At 70.6% G+C, this 660-nt stretch carries 1 protein-coding gene; it reads left to right on the top strand.

Going from position 1 to position 660, the window contains the following annotated elements:
• Positions 1–133: 133 nt before the first annotated feature.
• Positions 134–660: (Fe-S)-binding protein (locus CCN33_RS29115; protein WP_244173974.1), on the top strand; the 527-nt coding region annotated here is incomplete at its 3' end.

The following is a 660-nucleotide window of genomic DNA, read 5'->3' as shown; positions in this document are numbered from 1 at the left end:
GGCGGGCGCCGCGACGGCCTTTCTCCGACTGTGCGACCGCGCTGGAGTCCCGGTCGTGGTACCCGAGGATCTGGGGGGCCTGTGCTGCGGCACCCCGTGGCAGTCCAAGGGGTACACGACCGGGCATCGCACCATGGCCTCGCGCACCCTGGAAGCCTTGTGGAAGGCGACTGACCAGGGCCGCCTGCCCGTGGTTTGCGACGCGTCGTCGTGCACCCACGGCCTGGAGCAGTTGCCGGAGGCGTTGCCGGAGGCCGAGCGCAGGCGGTACACGTCGCTGCGCTTCGTCGACAGCGTCGCCTTCGCCGCCGAGCACCTGCTGCCGGCGCTGCCCGAGCCGCGCCGTCTGGGCAGTCTGGCACTGCATCCCACCTGCTCCACCGTGCACCTGGGAGTGGAGGAGGCTCTGCGGGAAATCGCCGACGCGGTGAGCGAGCGGGTGAGTGTGCCCGACTCCTGGGGTTGCTGCGCCTTCGCGGGCGACCGGGGCATGCTCCACCCCGAAGTGACGGCGTCGGCGACCGCCGCTCAGGCCACCGAGATCACCGCGCACTCCTACGACGCCTACGCCTCCAGCAACCGTACGTGCGAGATGGGTATGTCGAGAGCGACCGGGCAGAGCTACCGGCACATTCTCGAGCTCCTCGACGAGGTGACCTC

The sequence above is a fragment of the Streptomyces recifensis genome (assembly GCF_002154615.1).
Classification (GTDB): Bacteria; Actinomycetota; Actinomycetes; order Streptomycetales; family Streptomycetaceae; genus Streptomyces; species Streptomyces griseoluteus.
The sequence above is the reverse complement of the archived record's forward strand: the minus strand, read 5'-3'. Positions and strand labels throughout refer to the sequence as shown.